Origin of the sequence: Frankia nepalensis (assembly GCF_016786325.1) — a bacterium.
Taxonomy (GTDB): Bacteria; Actinomycetota; Actinomycetes; order Frankiales; family Frankiaceae; genus Pseudofrankia; species Pseudofrankia nepalensis.
This window is the reverse complement of the sequence record NZ_JADWYU010000136.1, coordinates 52,562-75,150: the sequence shown is the minus strand read 5'-3', so window position 1 is coordinate 75,150 and position 22,589 is coordinate 52,562. Positions and strand designations below refer to the sequence as shown.

Genomic DNA, 22,589 nt, shown 5'->3' with positions numbered 1-22,589 from the left:
CGGGGTGGGTCACAGGCCCGGCCCGGGCGGGTCGGCGGCGTCGGTCGGCGGGCCACCGGCCAAGGGCAGGTCCGGTCCGGGCACTTGGTTGGCCGCGTCGAGGGCCCGTGGGGTCAGGGCCGCGAGTTCGGCGGGTGCGTGCAGGGCCGCGAGGACGGCGGCGAGTTCGGCGCTGTGCGGGCCCGCGGGCAGCCAGGGACGGCGCTCGAGCACCGCGGCGAGGCGGGCGGGGTCGGCGTCGCGGGCCTGGGCGTAGAGCCGGTGGGGCACGGCGAGGTGGCCCAGCTCGGGGTGCCAGAGGTGGCGGACGCCGTCGAAGCCGGTGGCGGCTGCTTCCTGCTGGTGCGGGGCGGGCCGGCGCGGCGGTGGGCCGGGGGTGACGTCGACGGCGTGGGTGTGTGCGGTGGGGTCGAGGGTGGCGGGGGCTGGTGGGAGGTCGCCGACGGCTTCGAAGTGGATGCCGGGCCAGCCGTCGGTCGCCACGCCGTAGTCGCGCACGGCGACGATGAGTTCGAAGGGCCGCAGCGGCAGGCCGCCGTCGTCGCGGGCGTGCAGCAGGCCACGGCTGGTGGGCCAGGCCGTGCCGGCGAGCGGGATGACCTCACCGGCGTTCACTTCGATCGGGCCGGCGGCGGTGTCGTGGGGTTGGATCTCGTAGCGCGGGCTGGGGCCGTCGCCGGCGAAGGTCCGTAGCACGGTGGCGACGTGGAAGCGGGGGTCGTCGATCGCGGCGACCAGCGCGCCGGTCGCGAGGAGGACCGGTTCGCCGGCCGGGTCGTGGGTGCGGACGTCGGGCGTGCCAAGAGTCGCCTCGACCACGCCGGCGGGGGCCGGCAGGGCGCGGGTCGGATGGGTACGCCAGGAATGGCCGGGCAGGTCGGCGACGTCGGGACGCCACAGGTAGACCAGCCCGCCGTCGGGGCCCGTGGCGCTGGCCAGGACAAGCCCGGTGGCAGGTCCGCCGCGTGCCGGGTCGGCGACGGTGACGGTGACCGGGGTGCTGGGCGGGTACGGGTGGGCGAACGGGCGGACCGCGTGGGCGAGCCCGACGCCGTCGGCGGCCAGGAAATGCCGCTGGTTCGAGGTGAGGACACCGCCGCGATCCGCCGTGATGGCGGTGACGACGGCGCGGATCGCCGCGGTCGAGTCCGCGCCGGCGTCGGGCAGCGGCACGTCGTCGCCGACGAACACGACCCGTGTCTGGTCGTAGACGCGGTAGGCCAACCGCGGCGCGTGGTCGCCGTCGGCGGTGGTACCCGCCGCCGGTTCGGGGGTGAGGATCTCGACGCGGAGCGGGCCGTAGGCCCAGCGGCGGGCAGCATTTTCGGCGTAGAGGAGGCGGCCGTAGGTGGTCGGGGGGTGCCCGGCGCGCAGGACTAGGCGCGCCCGCGCGGGCCGGCAGCCCGCGGCTAGGGCTTCGTCCGGCAGTGCCGTGTCAGCCCGGTGGGTGAACAGCGCGCTGCCGGTGCCCGCGGGCCGGAGCGCACCGTATCGCCCGAGTGCGAGCCAGGGAGCCGCTGTCCGAAGGACGGTGTGGCCGGCGAGCGGGATCGCCCAGCCGAGCTGCTCCTCCAACTTCCACAGCGACGGCTGGCGGGTCAGGAACGTGGGCGCGACCGAGCTGGGCACGGCGGGAAACGCGACCAGTTGGGCGACGTACTCCCGCTCCGCTGCACCCCCCTCGACGGGGAAGAACCGCCACCAGCCGCCCGGGACCTGCACACACAGCGGGAACGACATGGTGTCGAACCGCTCCAGGTCCTCCCCCGGCCCGACCAGGCCACCATTCGGGGCGGGGTCGGCCGGCCTGGTGGCGTTCATCGGCCGTCACCCTTTGGGGCGCGGCGCGCCGGCCAGCGGCGCGCCCGCGCGGCCACGCCGCCGGTGGCAGGAGCCGTGGCGCGATCTGCTGCCGGCGCGCGCCAGGCGCGCCACCATGGCGCGCGGCCGGCGCGCCCTGGCGGGTCAGCGCGGCGCGTCGACGGCACGGACGGCGCGTTGTCGGGCGCGCCAGCCGTGGCACGGCGCGCGCCGCGGCGCGGCTGGGCTGTGGGAGGGGCGGCACGGTTCGCGCCGTCGGCGCGTCCCGAGGCGGTTAGCTCGTCGGCGCGCCCGGTGACCGCGCCGCGGCGCGTTGCGCCGTATGTGACGGCGCGCCGTTCGCGCCGTCTCCCGTGTGGACGACCGGCGCGGCGCGGCCGGCCGGTGGCGCGGCCCGCGCCAGCGGGGCCGGCTGGTTCGCCGCCGGTGGCAAGACGGCGTAGGTGCGGGTCGCGAAACCAGTAGCGGCCGCGCAGGTGAATAGGAGGCAGGGTGCGGTGAATGAGCAGCGCCTCCCCGGGGGCGACCTGGCGTAGCAGCGCGGCGGGCAGGAGCTCCAGGCGGGTTGGGGCCTCGGACAGGCCGGTGCGTCCGCCGCCGGGGCTGGAGTCGGAGGAGACGGAGCGGGCGGCGATGTGTTCCTGGCCGAGCAGGGAGGCGGCGTAGTCGAGGCTGGAACGGTCGGACAGGCCGGAGAAGAAGACCTTCGTGGTGGCGTTGGAGACGACGATGTCGGCCTTGGGGCCGTAGGCGGCGTCGATCTGGGCTTTCGACTGGTAGAGCAGCAGCAGGACGACGCCCATCCCGGCGCAGGTCGAGATCCGGGAGGGCAGGGAGCGCATCGGCCAGTTCCCGGCTTCGTCGATGACGAGGAGCAGCGGCGGGTCGAGCGGCTTTCCGGTACGGCCGACGTGCTGGTAGACGTCGCGCAGCAACTCGTCGACCAGGCCGCCGAGGACCGGGGCGAGGCGTTCGGCGTCGTCAAGGTCCGCGCAGACGTAGAGGCTGTTCACCGGCCGCCGCGCCGGCGTCGGCGCGGGCAGCTCCGCGCCTTTCGCGTCGCGCCGAGGCCAGCTGGCTGAGAGCCAGGCGCGCCGCCAGGGACGCGCCGGCGGCTGTTCGGCGCGCTGTTCCTCGCGCCTTTCGCGCCGCGGGCGCGCTGGTGTGCCGCTGTCCTGAACGGAGCGGCGCGTCCCGCCCGCGCCGTTCACGTTCGCGCCGTTCGCGCCGCCGCTGAGCCATGCGTTGAACGCGCCGTCGTTGGCCGCGCCGGTCGGCGCCCACGCGCCGTTCGCGCCGTCACCCGGCGCGCCGTTCGTGGGGCCCGCGCCGGGCGCGTCGGTTTCCGCGCCGTTCGCGCCGTTGGAGTCCGCGCCGGCGGGGACCGGCGATGCCGACGTGGGTGGAAGCGTCCAGCCGCCGGCGGCGGCGCGGAAGGCTGCGATCTGGCCGGGGAAGCCTCCGGCCCACGAATCGTCGTCGACGGTGGGCCACGTGGCTGGGGGCAGCATGCGGTCGCTGGTGTGGGGACCGGATGTCTCGCTGGTGGGGGTGCTGGTGCCCAGGAGCCAGTCGAGGTCGATGGGGGCACCGGGCGTGGGGATCGCGGAGTCCTGGACGGTCGGTTCCTGCCAGGGACGGATCATCTGCCGGGCGACCAGGTAGACAGAGGAAAGCTGACGGGCATCGGAACGCCACACGGCCTGCAGGGCCTGGTCGACCTGCCGGCCCTCGACCGCGACCGTCGGGTCGAGGTGGTCGGCGAACGCGCTGGACAGGGACAGGACGGTGTCCTTGTCCTGGGTCGTGATCCAGCCCATGACGCTGTCCATGCCCAGGCCGGTCTGGGCGGCGAGCCAGAACAGCAGGCCGACGAGGTCCTCCCCAGCCGAGGTCCAGAACGACATGTCGCCCGAGCCGCCGCTGTTCCACTCCGTCGACGCCGCCACCGAGCGGGCCGCGCGCCGCGCCCCCGCCAGTGATTGGGAGGTGGTCAGCGGGGACCAGCCCGCGGAGGGCTGGCCGGTGGCACCAGCCGGGTCGAACACCCGCACCTCGCCCAGCGCCCGGCGGCGGGCCTCGGTCGCGCCGAGCAGGTCGGTCTTCACCGACACCGCGATCAACGGCCCGTCCCATTCGAGGATCGCGGGGACGGCGAGCGCCGCGGTCTTGCCGCAGCGGGTCGGGCCGAGCGCGAGCACCGCGCCCCGGTCGGAGCGGCGCCGCGCCGCGGCCCGGTGCAGCCGGCGCGGCACAGCGGCGTCCAACGGCTTCGCGGCGTCCTCGGTCGCGACCAGGCGGACCCGGCCGGCGGTCCTCACCGTGCCGAGCAGCAGCCGGCCCGGGGTAGGGCCGGTGACCAGCAGCGGGGCCAGGTCGGCGAGCCCGGCGAACCGGGCTTCGGGGTCCAGACCCATTCGGCGGCGCCGCTCGACACCGACACGGCGGCTGGTGAGGGCGAGCAGGACCGCGACCGCGAACACCGCGACGGCGATCGGCACCACCGAGGCGGCCCAGTAGCCGGCCGCGCCCGGCAGGTGGGCGGCGACTGCCGGCCAGGCGTCGGCCGGCCGGGCGGGGTGGGCGGCAAGCTGCGGCACCGCGAGGAACGCGTCGCGCGGACCGACCGGCAGCCAGCGATGCGCTCCGAACAGCAGGCTGGCCAGCTGCGCGCCCCACCAGACCGCGACCGCCAACGCCCCGAACGCGGCGACAAACCCGAACACCAGCGCCTCCGCCGACAACGCCGGCGCCTGAGCCCGTGGGGCGCTCACCGCGACACCGCCAGGACAGCCGCGCGGCGCGTGGCGTGTGGCCCGCGAAGGAGGGCGTTGGGTGTGGCAGGTGCCGGGCTTTGCGGCCGGCGGTCAGGCTGCGGCCTGTCGGCCCTGGCCGGAGAGCGCCGCAGTGCGACCGATCGCGGCTGGGATCTCGTGGGGCCGGCGCCCGGCCCATTGCGTGGCGACATGACACACGACGGTCCGGACCGGCAGCATCGCCACAGCCATCGCGCACGGCATCGCGCCGGTCATCGCGAACCCAGCGGCATTGCAGGGAACATCGCGGCGCACTGCGAGAGTGCCCTACGCCCGGACATTGCCCCGGCCGAGAACGGCCCGGACATCGCGGACAGCATCGCGGAGGACATCCCCGCAGGCCACGGCGGCTGTCGCGGCCTCCCGGATGACATCGCCGGGCGCCCAAGGTCCGGCGACGTTGTGATTACCTCTGCGACGTAAGGGCCGCGGGCACCGTCGCCGAGGGAGACCGAACAAACTGCGGGAGATGGCATCGATCATCACCGATCAGTTGCCAGTGATGATGACGATCTGGGTCGACAAGCCGCCGGGTTGATCATGGGTTCGGCGTAGCCTCCCACGGTTTGTCCCGGTCCCCACGACGCCCAAACTGGTCTTGCTGGGGTTCGGGCCAGACCCTGCCATCCACGGGGAGCTAGGCCCGGCTTCTGTGTCTTCAGGACGAGGCGTCCCGTTGACGTGGCGACCTCGGGCGCCGGCACGCCCAACGGCGCGCTCTCGGAGGTAAGGGGACCGATCGAGCTCGCCGAGCAGGCGTCCCCTCGGGAGACGGCTCGATGCCAGGGACGTCACACCATTGATCAACAACTGCATCTGAGAGTGGTCGCTGGAGCACCATCGACGTCCGGTGGGATCGGGACGCTGGTGCCTAATATTGACTTCAAGATTTTTTGTCGGTCTGGGACTTCGCGAGGCACTACCGGTTGGAAGGCAAAACTCCCGACACCTGGAAGGGCCCGATGGCTGACATCCCTACGACCGCCTCAGGCGCCTCTGATGGGCGGCTCCCGTCAGCGGCGCTCGCTTGCCGGGCGCAGCCTGCCACCGGGGCGTCGCCCTTCTCTGGCCTGTCGGCGGGCTTGAGAACGGAGCGGTACGCCGGATCGGCGCCGGTCGTCGAGACCGTCATCTCGACCTCACCGAACGCTGCTGCGGCCTGCCGCCTGGCCGAGTCCGCGACGACGGCAGGGATGCTGGTGGCCTTGGTCCGCCAAGCTTGCCGGGTCGCGACCGATCGGGCTGCGCTGATCACCGAGATCACCATCAAGTTGGTGCCGCCAGCCCACATGCTTGAGACGTTGGACTTGATTTGCCAGACCGCGACTACGAGCGTGGCCGCCGCCTTCGATGAGTGGGGGCCGGTGGACGACACGATCGCCACCCTGAACAAGAGGTTTGACCTGGCCGGCCAGGTCGAGGCCGACCTGGCTGCTGCGGGCCTCGAGGGGTGGCTATGGGAAGACCCGATCACCAGCCCGAACAAGGGGTCCGACCTGGCGAGCCAGGTCGACACCACCGACGCTGACAACAGATCGCGATCGACCGTCTTGGTACAGCAGACGTTCAGTCCGGCCAGTTCGATGCTGCGTCAGGCGTTCCGGATGATTGAGCTGGCCTTCGTTCTCAGCGGCATGATCGCCGACATGCACGGGATCTTCGCGTCGCTTCTGCGCGCGGACCTGCGCCACGTCCGGCGCGGGGCACAGGTGGGCGACGTCGAGGAGGTTGACGAGTTCATCGGCGACTACCTCAGCAAGAGCATCAGGGCCTACCTGGCCGAGGTCGGCAAGGTCGAACGCGGCGCCGACCGCAGCTGGAACTACTCCCGAGCCGAGGCAAGGTCGGCTGTCGTGATCGTGCTACTCGACCCGGTGCTGGGTGTGCTCCTCGGCGAGGACGCCGACCCCTACGCGATCATTGAGGATCTCCGGGCCGGGCTGCGTCGCCAGATTCGCGGGTTCCAGCCGGTCTGGACGCACAAGTATCGGGGCGTCGGGGTTCTCATGCTGGACAGCGGCGGCAGCTTCGAGAAGGAGTCCAGCCAGGACCTGTTGCCGAGCGAGTTCGAGGACCCGAGGCTGCAGCGCGCTCATGCGATGTTCAGCACCGACGAGTGGGCGGTCCTGATCACCTACCTCGACGGCGACGGCCGCGGAACCTGGAGAGACGCTGCGCTCGCCGCCGGACAGACCGCTGACTTCGGGGAGCGCGTCCGTCGTAAGACCCCTAGGGTGCGCAACGAGGTCGAAAGGCGCCTGAAGGCGGGACTTCCGCGTGGGCGAGCTGGTGAGGCAGCGTCGTGACTGGAAGCGGACAGACTCGTCCCAACGCGCGATGAGGACGAAGTCCCGCCGCCGCGAACTCTTTTCCTGGAGCGCGGCGATGTGGACTCACGCCGGATATGTGGATTGGACGTACTCCCGTGGCTCAGCGCCCCGGGGGGTGCACGTCGTGCGGTGACGCGTGCCCTCTCCAGTCATCTTCGCCCAGCGGATCGACGATTCCGAGAGGAATCGGAACGGATCCCTCCCGCCGCAGGATCGTCGCGCGGTCGCTGCGGTCGGTCGACGTAGGAGCGACGCTGGGGCTCGGATCCTTCAACATCATCGTGAAGGTCAGCCACTGGCTGCCCCACTACCAGCACGATTTGCTGGTGGCGTTGATCACCGTGGCTGTGGTCGCGGTGCTGCGGCACGCCGCGAGGCGCGCTCCGATCCACTGGCACCGCTTCGAAGTACGTCTCGGACGGTGGCTGCGCCGCATCCAGAAGGAAGAGCTTCCCGAGGGCGAGAAGCCTCCTGGCCTCAAGGCGTTCGGATCAACATGACGGTCCCCACGGCTTCGAGGCGCGCTACGTCAAGGAGCGCCCAGGCCTGCTCGGGTTCCTGGGCGGCATAGGAGACGGGACAAAGCATGGAGGCTACGCCGCGCGGACAGGGCCACACACTCTGCCTGGCCGCCCCGCTGTCTGTGTACCGCGCCGCGCGGCGTCACAGCACAGCCCTGGGCACCAGGGCGCCAGCCCGGCGAGCGCAAGGCGCACCGCGTCTACGCCTCCCGCGTCGGCGCGGTCGCGGCCGCCTACTGGCTGGCCGTGTTGATGGCTAAGGCGGGGGACGACCGAGTGCTTCATTTCGGTTTCGATGTGGACGGATCGGTAGCGGACGAACCAATCTGGTGAGAGTCCGCTGACGACGTGCTGCGCAGACTCGGCGCGCCACCCACAGATGCGGCCTGAAAACTGACCTGGGGACCCACCGACCTCCAGAGGATCAAGAATTAGAAATCGTTGACAGACTCGAGTGCTGGGGCGGCCGACGCGGTGCGTGATGGCAGGCGAAGCCCCTGGAGGAAGTCGTCGCGACGGAGAACACCTGTTTCACGGCGCGGAGGCGGGTGGGTGTTCGCGGGAGGGTGACGCGCAGCCGCGAGCGGTTGTCACGGAGCGCCGGGGCGGCTGGTGGCGTTGCGGGTGCCTTCAGGGGCCGTCGCAGGATGCTCCGGGGTCTGGCCTGGCCGGAGCCGCAGGTCCCGATGAGGGATCGGGAGTCGGGTGGGCGCTGGGCAGGGCCGCCGGGCCGGCCGCGACGAGGGCGGCGACGGGGTGCGGGGCGTGGATTGCCGCGAGGGCTGCGGCGGTGACTGGGTGGTGGGGACCGGGAGGAAGCCAGGGAAGGCGGGCGAGGATCGCGGCGAGGTGGTCGGGGGCGAGCTGGCGGGCGGCGGTGAACAGGGCGTCCTCGACGGCGAGGTGGCCGTGGACGGGGTCGAGGAGGTGGCGGGTTGGACCGGTCAGCCAACTGGTCGGTTCCGCGCCCGGTGAGGCCGGGGCGACGGCGACGTCGATCGGGATCGTGGCGGGGGCGAGGACAGTCCTGGCCTGAGGGTGGCGGGCCACGGTGCGTAGGCGCGGGCCAGTGACGTCCTGCTCGATGATGGCGCGGTCGTGCGTGGCGGTGAGGACCTCGCCGGAGGTGAGGGGCAGGGCCGTGGCGCGGGCGGTGAGCAGGTCGGTGACGGTGGGCCAGGCGGTGCCGGCGATGGCGACGATGTCGTCGGCGGGCAGGACCACCGGGGCCGACGGGTGGTCGTGGGGCTGGATCTCGTAGCGGAGTTGGTAGTCGTCGTCGGTGAGGGCGCGCAACACGGTGCCGACGGAGAAGCGGGGGTCGTCGAGGGTGCGCACGACGGCGCCGGTGGCCAGGACGAGCTCGCCGCGGGAAGGTTCGGTGTTCAGGTCCGGCGGGCGGACGGTGGCGCGGGCGAGTCCAGCCGGCGTCTGCAGAGCCCAGCCGGGGTGGTCACGCCAGGGGTGGCCCGGAAGGGCCGCGACGTCGGGCCGCCACAGATAGCGCAGGTCGCTGGCGCCGGCGCCGAGCACATGGGCCAGGACGGTGCCGGTCGTGGTGGTGTGCTGGGCGGGGTCGCGGACGGCGACCCGGGTGCCGGGCAGGTAGGGATGGCCGACGGGGGCGGCGGCCGCGTAGAGCCGGGCTCGGTGGATGCGCAGGAGTCGACGCTGCTGGGCGGGCAGGGCCGTGCCGTGGCGGTGGCCGCCGGTGTCGAGGATCGCGGCGCGGGCGGCGACGACGCGGATCGCGCTGCTCGACTGAGGGCCGTCGGTGGTCAGAGCGGCGTCCTGGCCGGCGAGCACGACCCGGTCGTGGTCGCTGATCCGGTAGGCCAGCCGGTAGCCCCCGGTGCCGAGGCGCGGCCGTGGGCGAGCCGCGAGGATGTCGATGCGCAGCGGGCCGTCGGTCCAGGTGACCAGCGGATGCTCGGCGTGGCGAAGTCGGCCGTAGCTGGTCGGGGCGTGTCCCTCGCGGGTGACGACGCTCGCGCGCCAGGGCCGGAACACCGGATTCGCGGCGACGGTTTCGGGAAGCGTCGCGGGCCGGGTCCTGGGGTCGGCGGCCGGGGCGGCCCGGTAGGCCAGCAGCCGGGTGGCGCTGTCGAGGATCGGGTGCGCCGGGGTCGGGATCGCCCAGCCGAGCGCCTCTTCCAGCTGCCACACGGACGGCTGGCGCACCGAGCGGGCTGGCGGCGCCATCGGGTTGTCGACGTCGGCGGTATGGGCGATCAGTTCCGCGACGTGGATCCTCATGCCGTCGCCGACGAGCTGGTAGATCCGCCACCATCCGGCCGGGACCTGCACGCACACCGGCCAGCCCTGCGGGTAACCGGCCGCCGGCCGCGGGTCGTGTCGCGGCTCGTTGTCCTGTGTCATGCCATGTGACGGTCCGAACCGTCACCATCGAGAACGACATCGCGCGGGCCATCGCGGCGAAGAAGACCACCGGTGTGGACATCGTGTCTGTCGGCCATCGCCTGCCCGGTTTGTCCGCACCGGGGCCTGTGGTGATCATTGGCTGGTCAGGTCCTGGTGGTCATGGCGGTGTCGGTGTCGGCGAACGTCCATTCGTCGGGGGTGATGTGGTGGTCGACGAGTGCGGTGTGGGTGCCGATCTGCCAAAGCGCGGTGAATGGCGGGAGTTGGTCGAGCAACGCGGCTTGGCGGCGGGTGAGGCCCATGTCGGTGAGGAGTCTGCCGACGTGTTCGGGGTTCTGGTGGAGGTAGACGCGGACGGAGGTGGTGTTGAGGAGGCCTTCGGCGGTGCTCGTGCCACTGCGGCCTGTGCCGGTGTGGAGGTCGGCGATGGCGTGGGTGATGAGGATGTTGACCTGGCCGAACTGGCGGCCGAGGCGCCACTGGTTGTGGAGGTGGCGGGTGATGGCGGGGTCGTCGAGGGCGATCCAGGCTTCGTCGACGATGGTGACCTTGTGGGCTGCGGGTTGGCCGTACATCACGGCCGCGAGCCAGCCGGTGGCCGCGGTGAGGACGAGTTTCAGCGTTCGCGGCTGGGTGAGCAGGGCGGACAGGTCGAGGATCAGGCCGGGGGCTGTGTGCCAGGTGAGACCCGCGCTGGTGGGGCCGTCGCAGATGCCGCGCAGGTCGTGTTCGAGGAGGGCGACGGTGGCGTCGAGTAGGGGTCGGCGGCGATCGAGGAGTTCGTCGAGGGTGGTGTCGAGGTCGTCGGCCAGGGTCTGATCTGGCTGCGCGAGTACGCCGCGGACGTCGTGCAGGGTCGGCGCGTTCGGGCCGGACGCGGCGGCGCCGGGGCGGGTGGTGAGGCGGCGGGCGGTCTCGACGAGGAGACGTTGCTGGCTGGGGTCGAGGGCGGGGCGGTCGAGGGCGATCGCGAGCAGGGTTTCCAGGACCGCGGCGCGTCGCGCGGCGACGTCGGCGACCTCGTCACGGGTCTCGTCGTCGGGCTGACCTGTCGGGGCGTGGTGGTGTGTGGCGCTGGTGGCCGAGCGCGTGGTCGCCGACGTGCGCGGTGTCGCGGGCGGACGGGCGGCGCCGGGTCTCGTGGTGTGGCGCGTGGTGGCTGGTGCGGCGATGGTCATGCCGCCCGGGGTGGTGTCGAGGGGGTTGACGCGCAGGGTGCCGCCGGGTTGGAAGCACAGGACGGCGTAGCCGAGTTGGTGGCCCAGCGCCGTCCATTCGCCTTTTGGGTCGATCACGGCCGTCCAGCGGGGACGGCCGGTCAGTGCTGTCAGGGCGGTGGTGCGGTGGAGGTAGGCCTTGGCGAGTGCGGATTTGCCGTGGGCGCCGGCGCCGGAGATGAGCATGTTGGGGCCTTGGATGAGGCCGGCTTCGTAGGCGGCGATGAGGTCGAAGTGGAAGGCGCCGCCAGCGAGGCGGTCGGTGCCGAGCAGCGGGCCGGTCGGTGGCAGCGCGGTTTCGATCGGCAGGGGGCTGAGCGCGCACAGGTGCGCGGTGGTGGCGATGTCCCAGGGCAGGGTGACGGGGACCGTCGGTGGCTGGGCGGCGCGGCGCCGGCGGGTGCGGTGTGGCTGGGTGGGATGGGCTGGCATCAGTGGGCTCCGGGATTCGGGCGGCGGATCGTGAGGCCGAGCGGGAGCGTCGCGGGGAAGACGTGGTGGTGGCGGCCGTGCAGGGGACGCAGGTCGGTGATGCCGGCGCGGGCGGCGAGGTCTGCCAGCTCGGCGGTCGCGGTGTCGAGGGCGGGGCGGTCGGGGGCGGCGAGGTCGATCAGGGCGGTGTAGGCGAGTTCGGGGTGACCGGCGGACAGTTCGGCGTCGCGCTGGTCGAGGGCGTCGTGGGCGGCGGACAGATGGGTGGGGATGCGGACCCGGTGGCGGTCGCGGATCTGGAGTGCAAGCTCGACGGCCGCGGTGTCCTGGTTGAGGCGGCGCCGTGACGTGCGCGGCGGGATGGGTTGCAGGGCGACCGTGAGGGTGCGGGCCGCGGGGGTTTCGTGCAGGAGGGGGTCGAGCCAGCCGGGGCGGAGCGGGCCGGTGGGCCAGGCGGCTACCCAGAAGACCCGGTGCCAGGTCGCGCCGATCCGGGCGGCGTCCCAGTAGGCCTCGACCGTGGTCCGGGTGGGCGTGGGATCCAGGGGCGGTGGCGTGGGCGTGGCTGGGGCGTGGCGGGCGCCAGGGAGGTTGGCGCGCGCGGCGAGTCCGCGCGGTTCGACTGGCCTCGCCGCGTCGGTCGGCGCTGTCCGGTTGGCGGGTGGGGCGGTGGCCGTGGTCGGGTCGGCGTGGGCGGTGAGTTCGGCGGTGAGCTGGGCTGTGGTGAGGGCGCCGTGGACGGTGAGGCCGGCGGTGGCGGCGCGGGTGGCGAGTTGGCGGGCGGTGTCGAGGGCGACCTGTTCGGGGCGGTCGGGGCTGGCGCGGCGGTGGTGGGCGCGGCGGGGGTCGACGGTGAGCCAGAGGCGTAGGTCGTGGTGCTGGAGCAGGGTGTCGGCGAGTAGGGCGCGGTAGGAGGCGAGCGTCGCCGCGTCGCCTGTCTGGCTCGTCGCGCCGCTGACGTGGATGTCGACGCCGTTGTGGGCTGGTGTGGCGGTCGGCCGGGTGAGCGTGCGTGCCGTGGCCGTCGTGCCGTTGCTTCTCGCGTGCGCCCGGGGCTCATCGCCCGCACCGAGTCCGTCGGTGCGGATCTGACGGCGGGTGGCGTCTGTCGTCGTCTCCGGCCGCTGTCGTGGGGTGGTGGCCGGGAGGGGTTGGGGCGTGGCGAGGTGGGTGCGCAGGGTCCAGCCGAGGGTGAGGACTGCTGGGTCGCGGGCGGTCTGGGCGAGGACGCCTGCCCAGGTGGCGAGGTGGTGGTGCTGGTCGGTGGGGTCGAGGAGGGTGAACGGGCCGCCGCGGACGTCGAGGACGACGGTGAGCGCGCCGCCGCGGTGGCGAATGACGGCAGGGGGCTCGCCGTCGCGGCCGGTCAGGGTGGGATCGGGAATGTCGAGGATGTCTATGTCGCGTAGCCAGCTCGGTGGGCCGGCCGCGTGTGCCGCCGCCTCTGGACCGGCGTCGCGCCGCGGACGGCGGGGCGAGGTGGCGTAGGCGGGTGAGGGTGTAGCGGGCGAACAGCGGGAGCAGATGGCGGAGCGGTTCGCCGCCGAGGTGGACGGTGGCGAGCAGGACGGCGACGGTCAGGGCGGTGACGCCGATGAGCAGGCCGGCGCGGCCACCGAGCAGGGTGGTCGCGGCGATCAGGGCGGCCAGGCCGCTGGCCGCGAGGGCGAGTTGGGGGACGGTCAGGCCGTAGAAGGCGGTTCCGGCGCGGCGTGGAGGAAGCCGGTAGACGGGCTCGCTCACCGGCCGCCTCCGCCTGGGTCGGCCGCGCCGCCGGGGTCAGGCCGGCGTCGGCGTGGCTGCCGCCGGCGGGCCGCCGTCCCCGGGCCGGCGCCGGGCGGTGGTGCTGGCGGGTCGGGTGCGGGACGCAGCGAGTCGCCGCCGGCTGGTGGGTCGGGTCTTCGCCGCCGGGAGGTCGGATCCGAGGACGGGTCGGGCAGCTGGCGGGGAGCGTTGGCCTGGAAGCGATCCCGCTCGCCAGCTGGTCGGGGTGCCCCTCCGGGCAGCCCACGCCCGGCTTGGCCGCCACGGCGGACACCGAGAACGGAGCCGAACGCGGCACCGAGGCCGCCACCGAGGGCACGGCCCCAGTAGGCGAGCTGCGCGGTCTGCTGCGCGCCGCGGAACGGGGCACGCGAGATTCCCTGGGCGAGGGTGAACGCCTCGGCCAGCGGGATCAGCCGCCACACGACGGCGGGCATGAACACCGCGACGACCGCGACGGCCAGCGCGAGGATGTAGGCACGCCAGGACGACGGCTCGGCCCCGGCCTGGTAGGGCTCGTCGAGCTGGTCGACGCCGATCCGCAGCGCGACGTAGATCGACGGTTTGGCGAGGACAGCGGCGCCGACGAGGCGCACGACCTGGCCGCCGGCTGGCCGTGCGGCGGGGATGACCGACGCGGCGAACGACAGCGGGGCGAGCGCGACGATGATCAGGACCAGCGCGTCGCGCACGACGAGTTCCATGGCCAGAAGGACGGCGCCGAGGAACGCCAGCAGGGTCGCCAGCAGGCCGGGGAAGTCGTCCGATGGGGGTGTCGAGATGACCTCGACGAGGCGGGTGGTCTTGTCCGGGGGTAGGACCGCGTCGGCGAGGACGTCGCCGAGGGTGAGCATCTGGTCGGCCAGCCAGGGGAAGCCGCCGATCGCCAGGACGGCGATCGGGAGTTGGATGCCAAGGCGGGCGAACGCCTGCCCGGGCTGGCCGGACAGCAGCCCCTGGATCACCCCGATGACCAGGGCAACAGCCAGCAGCCCGGTGGAGACCGAGGCGACCGTGTGGTAGGGCCCGTCGCCGGAGATGAACGTTGCGGCAGTAACCGGCGGGCGCTGCGACGCCGCGAACATCTCGGTCAGGATGTCGCGGATCCGGGCGCCGAACGCGTCGGTGAACATCTGCAGCATCGCCCGCAGCATCGTGACGGCGACGTCTTCGCCCATGTCCGTGAACAGCCCCGCGCCAGGCAGGCGGCTCAGCGCCGTCACCTCACCCACGCCGACCGCCCTCCCCACCCGGCCGAGGCCCGGGCACGCCGAGGCGTCTGCCGGATGGAAACGGCTGGCGAGGCTGCGGCTGGCCGGACGGTCGGCGGGGACAGATCAGCTGGCGGCTCGTGTGAAGGGCTGTCATCTCCCAGCGGGCAGCCCGCAGGCGCGCGCGGGCCAGGTGACCAGACGGCCACCGGTCCGGCGGCCGTGCATCGCGGCGTCTGTGCTGGCGCGGCCAGCACCTTCCAAGTCGCCACCGCGCACAGCGCCAGCACGGCGAGCATCACCGTCACCGCCAGCCAGCACAGCAGGCGCAGCCATCTGTCGGTGACGACCGTCTGGCCCGGCGCCGGCTCCCGGCCGGGTGGGGGTTCGCGCATGGTCGGTCGTGTCACCGCCGCCGGGTCCGCTGGCTCCGGCGGGCGCCAGCCCATCCAACCGGCCGCGCCCAGCCCCGGACCGCGATCCCAGTCGGACCCGGGTATCCAGCCAGCACCGGTGCCCCAGCCGGGCGGGGTGCCAGCGGGGTCGGGCTCCGGGGCGCTCATCCGCTTGCCCAGCCGATCAGCGCTGGCGCCAGCAGGATCAGGACCGCCCCGCCGCCCCCGCCCAGCACCATCGCCAGCCCCCGGCTGGAGGCCTGCCCGGCCCCGCTCGCCCGGCCGATGCCCATCGCGGCCCCACCGATCACCACCGCGCCGATGCAGCACGCCAGGCCGACCTGCGACGCCGTGTCCAGGAACATTTCGATCTTTTCCCGGCCGGGCATGTCCCGCCAGTCCGGGTTAACGGTGATCCCCGGCACCCCCGCCGCCTCGCCAGCCGGCGGAGTGGTGGACGCGACGGCCGTTCCTGGGAACGCACCGACCAGAGCCAACATCGCTACGGCGGTGGCTGTGAGCAGACCGCGGGCCCGGCGCCGCCAGCCCGCCGCCCACCGTGCGGACTTGTGGTCAGCTCGGGCCGGTCCGGGTTCTGAGGTCTTCGTCTTCTCGAGGCGTCGCGGTGTGGCGCGCGATGGGCATGATCGCCGGCTGGCGGCCGGCCTGTTCAGCTGGGACATGCCGCGCACGATCCGACCCGGCGTCATCGCCACAGCCCTCGCGGCCAGCGCCGCCCCGGCCCGCGCGCGCCGCACCACATCGGTGACGACATCACCGACGACATCGCCCCAGGCCACAGGCCAAGGGATGGCCGATGAAGCGATCAGCCGCGGCCGGCGTCGTCGCCCGGGGTCGCCGCTGTGTCGACTGCCGTGGTCACCCGAACGATCAGTGTCCGGGTCTGTTCGAGACGGGCGGTCGCGGTTTCCAACCAGGCGACGGCCAGGTCGCGCTCCGCGGAGTCGAGCTGGTTGGCGTGGGTGAGACAGGCGCGGGCCTCGTCGATCGCGGTGCTCGCCGTGTCCAACTCGGTGGTGATCCGCGTGAGCGGGTGCTGTCCGCCGCCCGGCGCGGTCCGAGGACCGGCTGCCGCTGGCTGGCGCGGGTGTTGCTTGGCATCGAGACCGGCGGGCACTGCGCTGTGGGCCTGGTCGGCGGCGATGCCCTCGAGGAGGACACGAAGGAGGTGATTGGCGGGCCATCCGAGGGCGCGGGAGATGGCGGCGAGGGTGTCATCGCGGACGCGGCGGGTACCGGTGCCGCGCTGCAGGACGCGGATCGTCGCGACCGAGATGTTGGAGAGATCGGCAAGGCGTTGCTGGGTGAGGCGGCAGGCAGCCAGGCGGGCATTGAGCGCGGCAGCGACCGCCGCCCAGTCCTGCGCGGTGCGGCTTGTCGTCGTAGATCCGCCAGCCGCCGGTTCGGGGACGCCGGCGGCCTGGCGGCTGGTGCTGACGATCGTCGTCGGCGTCATGGCACAACCGCGGTGGGGCGGGCACGCCTCGGACGGAGATCTTCGGGCCAGGCCGGGAGGTGGAGGTGATGCGTGAGTTCCCAGACGACGCGCATCTGGATGGCGTCAGGGGTGACGACGGTGACCAGGTGGGGGAGGATCACCGTTCCGCTTTCCCAGGCACAGGTCGGCCGGGTGCCACAGGTGATCACAGGCGGAGAGCTGGCAGCGGGGTGACGCTGGTCGGCGAGGAGACGGGCAACGACGAGGGCCAGCTGGGCACGGGCGGGGGAGGCGAGGCGGGGGCAGATCACCAGGGCACGGGCGCTGCTGGTAGCGGCCAACGTGCGGGCCTTGGCCTCGGGTGGATGTGGATGCGCGGCGACGAACGTCACCCCGCTGCCGTGCCCAGGCTGGTTGTTGAAGCCGGGTGAGCCGCCGGGCGTGGGTCCGCTCGCGCCGGCAGGGGCGGGGTGCCGGTCGAGGAGCACACCGGGCCTGACCGGGAAACGGAAAGGCTCCAGCTCCACGGAATGGAAGGCGTCCGCCGCGCTGTCGAGACTGATCATCAACTGGTGGGCCGGGCTTCCCGTTCGCCCGCTGGCTGGTCCCGGGCCGGTTGTGGTGGTCATCGAGGCTGCCCGGCGGTGTCCGGTGCCGGGTGGAAGACCAGGGTGGTGGCGACGTCGCCGTAGCTCTCGACGAAGCGGGCGTCGGCGGGAAGGCGGACGAGGGCGCTGATGAGGGTGGCGGCGGCGTCGTCGGGGCGCAGGGTGAGCTCGAACGTGCCCTCGGCGGTGAGGGGGCCGAGGCCCGGTCCGGGCGCCGACGGTTGGGGTACGCAGTGCGGTGCCTGGGCAGCGGGAAGGCGCGGCGGTGGGGTGGAGAGCGCGCGCAGGGTGGCGCGGGTCTGGGCGAGCCGGTGGGTGAGAGCGTGGTGCGCGGTCGGGGTAGCGGGTAGGTGGCTGGGTCCGGGGACGAGGAGCACGGCGCCGGGGTGGTGGGCGAGCTCGGCGAGGAGGTCTTCGAGGCCGGGGCGGTCGGGTGTGGTGGGGGTGGTGTCGCGGTCGACGTAGACCTCGAGCAGGGTCAGGCCGGCATCGGTGGCGTGGGTGGCCAGGCGGGCGTGGAGACTGTTGATCTGGTCTTCGTCGTCGTCGGGGACGGCGAGGTAGCCATAGGCGGGCCGCGGGGTCGGGTCTACCAGGTGGAACGCGGGGGCCGCGCCAGGTGACGGGTCAGCTGGGGTCGTGGGGTGGGACTGGGGGCGTGGCGCGGGCTGGGCCATCGCGTCCTCCAGAACGGTTCGGCGGTTCCGGGGAAGGTGAGCAGGTCTTCTGGTCGTTGGGAGATCGGCTTACAGGTGGTGAAGGCAGTCCGAGACGCGGCGCAGGAGTGCCGGGTCGGCTGGGTGGGGGTGGGAGCAGGCGGGCCGAGGGCGGATTGGAAGGCCGCGAGCGGTGGTCGGCGCCGGCGTGGCGATCTCGGCCCAGACAACTTTTCCGGCCGGTCCCGGGCCTTCGACCACGAGGTCGTGTCCCCAGCGTTCGGCGAGGGCCTCGACGAGAAGCAGGCCCCGGCCACCCTCGTCATCGGCGTCCGGGACGCGGGGGACCGGCGGTCGGAGGTCGAGGTCGTGGACCTCGATCCGAAGCCGGTCGTCGCCGGCCGTCAGGCGTAGCTGGACATCGACTAGGTGCCCGGCTGTGCCTGCAGGCAGCTGGCTGCTGGTCAGGGCGTTACCGACGAGTTCAGCGGTGAGCAGTTCGGCGATGTCGAGTGCGTGGTCCAGCCGCCACCAGGTGAGCATCCAACGCACGAAGGACCGGGCCAGCGGACAGGCGATGGGGACGGCCGGCAGGGCGAGCGTTGCCATCCATGTGGATGACTCTGCCGACGAGGTCAGGTGGCACGGTGCACGGTGGGGATTCGGCGGGTCGAGGGCGTCTCCGGCGGATGTACGCGCGGGAGTTGCCGCGCGGTGGGAGACGAGTTCGCCCATCGCGTCCTCCTGACGGGATCGGGGTCAGCCGGCGCGCGCGGCCGGCGATGCACCGATCATCTACTTGCATGCAAGTCGATGCAAGTGCATCTTGGGTTCGACGGTGATGCAGAGGGCTGCGTGCAATCATGTGGATCATCGGAGGGCCGGCTGCGGCCCGTCGGCCGCGGTCAGAAGGTGAGGATCCGATGCCAGCCGAGCCCCATCCGACGCTGCGTCGCCGCCAGCTTGGCGCCGAACTGCGCAGGCTGCGCGAGGACCGTGAGCTAACGATCGATGCCGCCGCGGCTCACTTGTCCTGCTCCTCGTCGAAGATCAGTCGGCTCGAGACCGGGATCAGTGCCCCGCGTGCCCGCGACGTCGCTGCCCTACTCGATCTTTACGAAGTGCCGGACGAGGACCGTGCTCGGCTTCTCGACGTGACCCGCGGTGTCCGCGAGCCTGACTGGTGGCACCGCTACACCGACGCCGTGCCTCGCTGGTTCGAGCGGTTCATGGCCGCCGAGAGCAGCGCCACCACCTGGGAGTGCTTCGAAGCCCAGCTTGTCCCTGGCCTGCTCCAGACTCGTGACTACGCCTTCGCCGTCATGCGGGCGGCGAACACCGCCCTCGATGACGCTGAGATCGACCGCCGCGTCGAGTTGCGCATGGAACGGCAGAACCGGCTCACGGGTGACAACGCGCTCGCCCTGTGGGCCGTTCTCGACGAAGCCGTCCTGCGGCGGCAAGTCGGCGGTCCGGCCGTGATGCGTGCCCAACTGGAGCACCTGGCCGCCGCCGCCCGCCGGCCCAACATCACCATCCAGATCCTGCCCTACACCGTCGGTGCCCACCCGGCGCTCGGCTTCTCGTTCAAGGTCCTGGGTTTCGACGGTCTGAACGGCGGCGAGGTCGTGCACGTCGAGCAGCTCAACAGCGCCGTCTATCTGGAACGGGACGCCGATCTACGCCGCTATAAGCTGACGATGAACCGCCTCCGAGCCTTCGCGCTCGACCCCGAGCGGTCCCTCGACCTGATCGTCCAAGCGGCGGAGGATCTTCCATGAGCCACACCCCGGCCACCGCCCTGGTCTGGCGGAAGTCCACCTACAGCGCCGGCAACGGCGGTGAATGCGTCGAGGTCGCCACCCTCCCCGACGGCGGCCGCGCCGTCCGCGACTCCAAGGACCCCGACGGCCCGGTCCTGCACTTCACCACCGCTGAGTGGATCGCCTTCCTGGCCGGCGTCCGCAATGGTGAGTTCGACGACTGAACGTGATCCGAGGGCGGCCCGCGATGGGGCTGTGGTGGGGCCGTACGGTGTGGTAATTCTCGACGTCGTTGCTCGAATGTGTTCGGCCTGGCGTCGGTTCTGATCAGTCCGCTTCGGCCTGCCGAGGCCGTGGTCCGGCTTCCGGCGGTCATGAAGGCGCTCTTATTGAGGCGGCCGATGGGATCTATGGGCCAGGCAAGCAGGGATTGGGCCGCATCCCGGGCGGGGCTGAGGAACCCGATCCGCAGTTCGGCGCCCTGCTCCGCGCGTGTTTTTCGTCTGCTGTGCATCTGGAGATGCGCGATTCCTGCGACTGCGACGACCCGTGGTTTCATGCTTGGCTCGTGGGCGACCAGGAGGAGTTCCGGCCGTGGCTGACCCCCGGCCGTGGCTGGATCTGATGGTCGAGGTGACCGGCCGCGGGGTCGAGGTTCGCCGTGTTCGGTGGTGTCGGAGCCGGTGACCGACTACATCAGGTTCGAGCACGCGACGACCGCGTCGAACGTCAGCGCCGGGGAGCAGGCCCGTTGGCTGCCCCGGCACCTGGCCACCGGCCTGTTGTTCCCGGCGAACGACTTCTGGGTATTCGATGGCCGGCGGGCCCAGTTCAATTACTTCTCCGGTCGGGGAGAGTTTCTGACGACCCGTCTGTCACCCGACGCGGTGATTGCGACGCAGTGCGCGGTGGCGTTCGAGGCCGCGTGGGAGCGTGCTGTTCCGCACGAGACGTATGACCCGGTCCAACACTGATCGCCCTCACGTCGGGCAGTCTTTCTCCTGTGCAGCCGTCCTCCTCCAATGCCCAACAGGCCCGTCAGCTTCCCGCGGACCGGCTTCGTGACCTGCGCCGCGACGCGGCTCTGACCACGATCGAGCTGGCTGTCGGCGCAGGTAACGTCACGAGCGGAAGATCCCCGCGCGGGCGGGGACGACCGGCGCGAACACCCCCGGAACCGGCTCCCCGGCGGAAGATCCCCGCGCGGGCGGGGACGACAGCACCTCAGGCAGTTCGACACCTCGGCACGGGGGAAGATCCCCGCGCGGGCGGGGACGACTCGTGATCCTTCAGCCGGCCCACCAGCCGGGAGGGAAGATCCCCGCGCGGGCGGGGACGACAAGGCCGCAACACAGATCGTCCTCTGGGCCCAGGGAAGATCCCCGCGCGGGCGGGGACGACCAGGTAGCGGGCGCTCTGGCTGGGGTCCACCGCGGAAGATCCCCGCGCGGGCGGGGACGACGCCACCTCGAGCGCGCGGCGGCCCACTGGCCGCGGAAGATCCCCGCGCGGGCGGGGACGACCATTCCCGAGCTCCATGCGAACCACAGGCCAGCGGAAGATCCCCGCGCGGGCGGGGACGACGGCGCGTGACCCCCGTGAAGCCGTCGGAGAAGCGGAAGATCCCCGCGCGGGCGGGGACGACCCAAGCTGCAACTGGACGAATGGCAACAGCATGGGAAGATCCCCGCGCAGGCGGGGACGACTCGACCTTGAGGTTCTGGTTCCCGACGAGCTGCGGAAGATCCCCGCGCGGGCGGGGACGACCACAGGCACGACGCCCCGCCGTACATCAGCAGGGGAAGATCCCCGCGCGGGCGGGGACGACCAGGCGAAGGCCCACCGCGCCTGGGCCGACGACGGAAGATCCCCGCGCGGGCGGGGACGACTCGGCGAGCTGCAGCGGCCAGCCCCACGCCGCGGGAAGATCCCCGCGCGGGCGGGGACGACCGTGGCGGGGAGGGTGCGGTGTGCTCGCGGATGGGAAGATCCCCGCGCGGGCGGGGACGACCCCTGCGTCATCGCCGCGACCAGCGGAGCCGCGGGAAGATCCCCGCGCGGGCGGGGACGACAAGGCAAGAACGCGCGCGGCATCCTGATCGGCGGGAAGATCCCCGCGCGGGCGGGGACGACCGCCCGTGAGGCGCCCAGCCATCCACCACAGGCGGAAGATCCCCGCGCAGGCGGGACGACCAGCCCATCGCGGCTCTTTGTCCAGACGTCGCCGGAAGATCCCCGCGCGGGCGGGGACGACCGGCCGAGAGATCGTCACGGCGATCGGCAACGTGGAAGATCCCCGCGCGGGCGGGGACGACGTCATCAACGGTCCGGTGACGTTCCGCGCCGGGGGAAGATCCCCGCGCGGGCGGGGACGACATCAACGGGGACACGAACGGTCGCGGTGGTGTGGGAAGATCCCCGCGCGGGCGGGGACGACGGCTACCGGGGCGCAGTGATGCACTCCAGTGAGGGAAGATCCCCGCGCGGGCGGGGACGACGCGGTCGCGATCCCGGTGATGGCGGCGATCGCGGGAAGATCCCCGCGCGGGCGGGGACGACTGCGCCGCGGCGAGACCCAGCTTGGTCGGGATCGGAAGATCCCCGCGCGGGCGGGGACGACTCCATCGCCGGGATGTCCCGCTCGGTCAGGAGGGGAAGATCCCCGCGCGGGCGGGGACGACTCACCGCCGGCCGGATCATGGCCCTGACTGTCGGGAAGATCCCCGCGCGGGCGGGGACGACCCGCCACCGCTACCGCCACCGGGCGCGGCGTAGGGAAGATCCCCGCGCGGGCGGGGACGACAGCTACGGGCACACGATCAGTCGCGACCAGACGGGAAGATCCCCGCGCGGGCGGGGACGACGTCGGCCTGGTCAACGGGCATGACGCGGTCCGGGGAAGATCCCCGCGCGGGCGGGGACGACCTCGTCGTTGAGCCGGCCGAAGGCGGCGATCTCGGAAGATCCCCGCGCGGGCGGGGACGACGACGTCGCGGCGCGCGGCGACGACCATGGCGAGGGAAGATCCCCGCGCGGGCGGGGACGACCACAGGGCCACCAACATGGGCCGGGCTGCGGTGGGAAGATCCCCGCGCGGGCGGGGACGACGCCCCGGCCGTGCCGGCGGTGTCGCCAGCCGAGGGAAGATCCCCGCGCGGGCGGGGACGACCTGCGCCGCCTGCTCGGCGAGACCTACCTGTGGGGAAGATCCCCG

17 protein-coding genes and 2 CRISPR repeat arrays are annotated in these 22,589 nt (G+C 72.8%); of the genes, 6 read left to right on the top strand and 11 right to left on the bottom strand.

Annotated features, from left to right (window positions below):
* Positions 1 to 9: 9 nt before the first annotated feature.
* Positions 10 to 1,821: a hypothetical protein gene (locus I6A81_RS19110; protein ID WP_203004651.1), complete on the bottom strand. Its 1,812-nt coding sequence runs from the start codon at positions 1,819 to 1,821 to the stop codon at positions 10 to 12.
* Positions 1,818 to 4,595: a type IV secretory system conjugative DNA transfer family protein gene (locus I6A81_RS43585; protein WP_307874749.1), complete on the bottom strand. Its 2,778-nt coding sequence runs from the start codon at positions 4,593 to 4,595 to the stop codon at positions 1,818 to 1,820. Before I6A81_RS43585 ends, I6A81_RS19110 begins: the two co-directional genes overlap by 4 nt.
* Before the next feature lie 1,004 nt (positions 4,596 to 5,599).
* Here I6A81_RS43585 and I6A81_RS19095 point away from each other — a divergent pair.
* Positions 5,600 to 6,943 (top strand): hypothetical protein, encoded by a 1,344-nt coding sequence (locus I6A81_RS19095; RefSeq protein WP_202999879.1) that lies wholly within the window; start codon positions 5,600 to 5,602, stop codon positions 6,941 to 6,943.
* Positions 6,944 to 7,248: 305 nt separating this feature from the next.
* Positions 7,249 to 7,467 carry a hypothetical protein gene (locus I6A81_RS19090; protein WP_202999880.1) on the top strand — a complete coding sequence of 73 codons (219 nt, stop codon included), beginning with the start codon at positions 7,249 to 7,251 and terminating at the stop codon, positions 7,465 to 7,467.
* A gap of 651 nt (positions 7,468 to 8,118) precedes the next feature.
* On the opposite strand, the gene I6A81_RS19085 is transcribed toward I6A81_RS19090, so the two are convergent.
* The 3 genes from I6A81_RS19085 to I6A81_RS46225 all read right to left on the bottom strand — a co-directional run bounded on the left by I6A81_RS19085 (position 8,119) and on the right by I6A81_RS46225 (position 12,406).
* On the bottom strand, positions 8,119 to 9,867 hold the full coding sequence (locus tag I6A81_RS19085) for a hypothetical protein (protein WP_202999881.1): 1,749 nt from the start codon (positions 9,865 to 9,867) through the stop codon (positions 8,119 to 8,121).
* A gap of 146 nt (positions 9,868 to 10,013) precedes the next feature.
* The gene (locus I6A81_RS19080; RefSeq protein ID WP_238428255.1) at positions 10,014 to 11,519 is read right to left on the bottom strand and encodes an ATP-binding protein; all 1,506 of its coding nucleotides are present in this window, start codon (positions 11,517 to 11,519) and stop codon (positions 10,014 to 10,016) included.
* Positions 11,519 to 12,406: an SCO6880 family protein gene (locus I6A81_RS46225; protein ID WP_407661328.1), complete on the bottom strand. Its 888-nt coding sequence runs from the start codon at positions 12,404 to 12,406 to the stop codon at positions 11,519 to 11,521. The genes I6A81_RS19080 and I6A81_RS46225 overlap by 1 nt, the downstream gene beginning before the upstream one ends.
* 279 nt (positions 12,407 to 12,685) lie before the next feature.
* Here I6A81_RS46225 and I6A81_RS19065 point away from each other — a divergent pair, with 279 nt between their 5' ends.
* Entirely contained in the window at positions 12,686 to 12,928 is a 243-nt protein-coding gene (locus I6A81_RS19065; RefSeq protein ID WP_202999884.1) for a hypothetical protein, read from the top strand.
* A 330-nt stretch (positions 12,929 to 13,258) separates the two neighbouring features.
* Here I6A81_RS19065 and I6A81_RS19060 read toward each other — a convergent pair whose 3' ends face one another.
* The 6 genes from I6A81_RS19060 to I6A81_RS19035 form a co-directional block, all read right to left on the bottom strand.
* The gene (locus I6A81_RS19060) at positions 13,259 to 14,515 is read right to left on the bottom strand and encodes a hypothetical protein (protein ID WP_202999886.1); all 1,257 of its coding nucleotides are present in this window, start codon (positions 14,513 to 14,515) and stop codon (positions 13,259 to 13,261) included.
* A 538-nt stretch (positions 14,516 to 15,053) separates the two neighbouring features.
* A complete protein-coding gene (locus tag I6A81_RS19055; RefSeq protein ID WP_202999887.1) occupies positions 15,054 to 15,389 on the bottom strand; it encodes a hypothetical protein in 336 nt (111 codons plus the stop codon).
* Between the two features lie 326 nt (positions 15,390 to 15,715).
* A complete protein-coding gene (locus I6A81_RS45640) occupies positions 15,716 to 16,366 on the bottom strand; it encodes a helix-turn-helix domain-containing protein (RefSeq protein ID WP_202999888.1) in 651 nt (216 codons plus the stop codon).
* Positions 16,363 to 16,914 carry a hypothetical protein gene (locus I6A81_RS19045; protein ID WP_202999889.1) on the bottom strand — a complete coding sequence of 184 codons (552 nt, stop codon included), beginning with the start codon at positions 16,912 to 16,914 and terminating at the stop codon, positions 16,363 to 16,365. The genes I6A81_RS45640 and I6A81_RS19045 overlap by 4 nt, the downstream gene beginning before the upstream one ends.
* A 59-nt stretch (positions 16,915 to 16,973) precedes the next feature.
* Positions 16,974 to 17,633: a recombinase family protein gene (locus tag I6A81_RS19040; RefSeq protein ID WP_202999890.1), complete on the bottom strand. Its 660-nt coding sequence runs from the start codon at positions 17,631 to 17,633 to the stop codon at positions 16,974 to 16,976.
* A gap of 69 nt (positions 17,634 to 17,702) precedes the next feature.
* On the bottom strand, positions 17,703 to 18,221 hold the full coding sequence (locus tag I6A81_RS19035; protein ID WP_202999891.1) for an ATP-binding protein: 519 nt from the start codon (positions 18,219 to 18,221) through the stop codon (positions 17,703 to 17,705).
* A gap of 314 nt (positions 18,222 to 18,535) precedes the next feature.
* Between I6A81_RS19035 and I6A81_RS19030 the strand changes: the two genes are divergently transcribed.
* The 3 genes from I6A81_RS19030 (at position 18,536) to I6A81_RS43575 (ending at position 20,349) form a co-directional block, all read left to right on the top strand.
* Positions 18,536 to 19,393, top strand: a complete 858-nt coding sequence (locus I6A81_RS19030) for a helix-turn-helix domain-containing protein (RefSeq protein WP_202999892.1) — start codon at positions 18,536 to 18,538, stop codon at positions 19,391 to 19,393.
* Positions 19,390 to 19,599, top strand: a complete 210-nt coding sequence (locus I6A81_RS19025) for a DUF397 domain-containing protein (protein WP_202999894.1) — start codon at positions 19,390 to 19,392, stop codon at positions 19,597 to 19,599. Before I6A81_RS19030 ends, I6A81_RS19025 begins: the two co-directional genes overlap by 4 nt.
* A gap of 459 nt (positions 19,600 to 20,058) precedes the next feature.
* On the top strand, positions 20,059 to 20,349 hold the full coding sequence (locus I6A81_RS43575) for a DUF6879 family protein (RefSeq protein ID WP_238428256.1): 291 nt from the start codon (positions 20,059 to 20,061) through the stop codon (positions 20,347 to 20,349).
* 154 nt (positions 20,350 to 20,503) lie between these two features.
* Positions 20,504 to 21,508: a CRISPR direct-repeat array (repeat unit 29 nt; unit sequence GGGAAGATCCCCGCGCGGGCGGGGACGAC).
* 91 nt (positions 21,509 to 21,599) lie between these two features.
* Positions 21,600 to 22,544: direct repeats of the CRISPR family, unit length 29 nt; unit sequence GGGAAGATCCCCGCGCGGGCGGGGACGAC.
* Positions 22,545 to 22,589: the final 45 nt, after the last annotated feature.